Consider the following 2,796-nt stretch of genomic DNA (forward strand, 5'->3'; position numbering starts at 1 on the left):
TCCCGACCAGAAGACCTTCGTCGATGCGACGCCCGATAGCGATCCCGCGACGATCGTTCAGTTGTATCAGCAACAGAAATCGCAGCCGGGCTTCTCGCTGAAGGCGTTCGTCGGCCAGCATTTCACGCCGCCCCCGGAAAGCGGCGTGACGCCGCCGCCGAACCAGACGTTGCGCCAGCACATCGACTGGCTGTGGCCGCAGCTCACGCGCACGAGCGCGACGGTGCCGCCCTACAGTTCGCTGATCCCGTTGCCGAAGCCGTATGTCGTGCCCGGCGGCCGCTTCCGCGAAGGCTACTACTGGGATACCTATTTCACGATGCTCGGGCTGCAGGTGTCGGGCCGCGAGGATCTCGTCGACGACATGCTCGACAACTTCGCCCATCTGATCGACACGATCGGGCACATCCCGAACGGCAACCGCACGTACTACGCGAGCCGCTCGCAGCCGCCGTTCTTCGCGTACATGGTCACGCTCGCCGCGCAGGCCGAAGGCGACAAGGTCTACCAGAAGTACCTGCCGGAACTGCGCAAGGAGCACGCTTACTGGATGCAGGGCGAAACCACGACGCCGCGCGGGCAGGCCGCGCGCCATGTGGTCGCGATGCCCGACGGCGCCGTGCTGAACCGCTACTGGGATGCGAGCGATACACCGCGCGACGAGTCGTATCTCGAGGACGTGACGACCGCGAAGTCGGTGCCGGGGCGTCCGGCGAACGAGGTCTACCGCGACCTGCGCGCGGGCGCCGAAAGCGGCTGGGACTACAGCTCGCGCTGGTTCGGCGACGGCAAGACGCTCGCGACGATCCGCACGACGTCGATCGTGCCGATCGATCTGAACAGCCTGATGTTCCATCTCGAGACGACGATCGTGAAGGGCTGCACGGTCACGCGCGACGTGGCATGCGTGACCGATTTTTCAGCGCGCGCGACGCGGCGCGCGGCCGCGATCAACCGTTATCTGTGGAACCGCCGCGGCTACTACGGCGACTACGACTGGCAGCAGCGCAAGTCGCGCGACGCCGTGACGGCCGCTGCGCTGTATCCGTTGTTCGCGGGCGTGGCCTGGCCCGAGCGCGCGAAGGCGACCGCGCGCGAGGTGCGCAAGACGCTGCTGCAGCCGGGCGGCCTCGCGACGACCACCGAGAACACCGGGCAGCAGTGGGATGCGCCGAACGGCTGGGCGCCGCTGCAGTGGATCGCGATCGACGGGCTGCGGCGCTATGGCGAACCGGCGCTCGCGAAGGACATCGGCACCCGCTTCCTGTCCGACGTGAGGCATGTGTATGCGACCGAAGGCAAGCTCGTCGAGAAGTACGTGGTGGAAGGCGCCGGCACGGGCGGCGGTGGAGGCGGTGAGTATCCGCTGCAGGACGGTTTCGGCTGGACCAACGGCGTCACGTTGAAACTGCTGGGGCTGTACGGCGAGTGACGCGCGGCGCGGGCCGCGCGCTGGTATCGCAAGAGAACGCACGGGCCGGACTGTCGCGCAAGCGGCCGTCCGGCCCGTGTTTGCATCCGGCTTGCTTTAGCGCGTCAGAACGTGATCGTCGTACGTACGCCGACCACCGTTTCGTCGCCGACGCGTGCGCCCGGCGCGTTCGGGTTCGGGATGCCGCCGCCCGGACGGAAGAAGTGCTGCAGGTCGGCCTGCATCTGCCACCACGGCGTGACCTGGTACTGGTAGGTCGCTTCGACGACGGTCTCCGCGCGGCGCACCGGGTAGCCGGGCGTCGAGTAGACGCCGGTGTCGCCGTCGAGGCCGCGCGCATGCGAGCCGATCTTCGCGTAGCCGACCGCGATGCCTGCGACGTCGTTGTCGCGTCCCTTGAACGGCGCCTTCAGCGTCACGCCTGCGTTGGCAGCGAAATCGACGGTATTGCGATCGCCCGGCGCGCCCATCACGCGCGCGAACACGTTGACCGAACGCGGGCTGTCGGCCGACGGCCGCCATACCATCTGGTCCGCGACCGCATAGAACGAGTAGTTGCCGCGATGGGTGGCGGCAATGCCGTTGCTGTCCGGATTCGCGAGCGACAGGCCGTCGGTGCCGAAGCGAGGGTCGTTCGCATGCTGCGACTGATACCAGAAGCCAAGCTTGTACGTGCCCGGCAGGCCGGCCGGCTGCGGTGCCTTCGGATCGGCGGGCGGCGCGTTCAGCGCGTACTGCACTTCGCCGATCACGAATGCGCCGCTGCGCAGGTTGAAGTTCGTGCCGTGCGCGTTCAGCACTTGCGCGTCGCCGTCGGTGCGGCCGGCCGGGTTGCCGTCGAACACGCCGACCATTGCGGTCCACGCGTCGGCCGGCTTCACGCGCAGCCGCACGCCGAGCGACGACAGCGGATAGGCGGGGCCGCCGGCCGGCAGGTCGGTCGACGGCAGCACGGGCCAGCCGAACGTCGCGTTCATGAACGTCGCCGCGTTCTGGCTCACCATGAATTCCTGGTCGACGCTCTGCTGGCCGACCTTCACGTCGACCTTGCCGTCGAGCAGCGACTGCTGATACCAGAGTTCCCACAGGCGCGTGGTCGAATTCGCCTCGATGCCGGTCGCGGTCTGCAGCGTCTGCAGATAGCGCTGCGTGAGGTTGGTGCCGTGAATCTGCAGCGCCGACACGTTGAACGTGCCGCCCGGCAGCCCGACCGCCTTGCCGGTGTCCACGTTGAAACCGAATTGCGTGAGCCCCTGGTACGCGCCGCCGCGATTCGTGCCGCCCGACGTGTTGTACAGGTACTCGCTGGTTTCCTGCAGGCTCAGCGTGATGCCGTGATCGCCGAGCACGTCGCGCAGGCCGCC

At 67.9% G+C, this 2,796-nt stretch carries 2 protein-coding genes; one reads left to right on the forward strand and one right to left on the reverse strand.

The window, feature by feature from the left end; all coding sequences use genetic code 11:
- Positions 1–1,432, forward strand: a 1,432-nt coding sequence (treA, locus tag JYJ84_RS33265; protein ID WP_205190025.1) for an alpha,alpha-trehalase TreA, incomplete at its 5' end; no start/stop codon positions are given.
- A gap of 104 nt (positions 1,433–1,536) precedes the next feature.
- Here treA and JYJ84_RS33270 read toward each other — a convergent pair.
- The coding region (locus JYJ84_RS33270) for a carbohydrate porin (protein ID WP_205190026.1) at positions 1,537–2,796 on the reverse strand (1,260 nt) is incomplete at its 5' end.

It is taken from the genome of Burkholderia sp. LMG 13014 (assembly GCF_905232215.1).
Classification (GTDB): Bacteria; Pseudomonadota; Gammaproteobacteria; order Burkholderiales; family Burkholderiaceae; genus Burkholderia.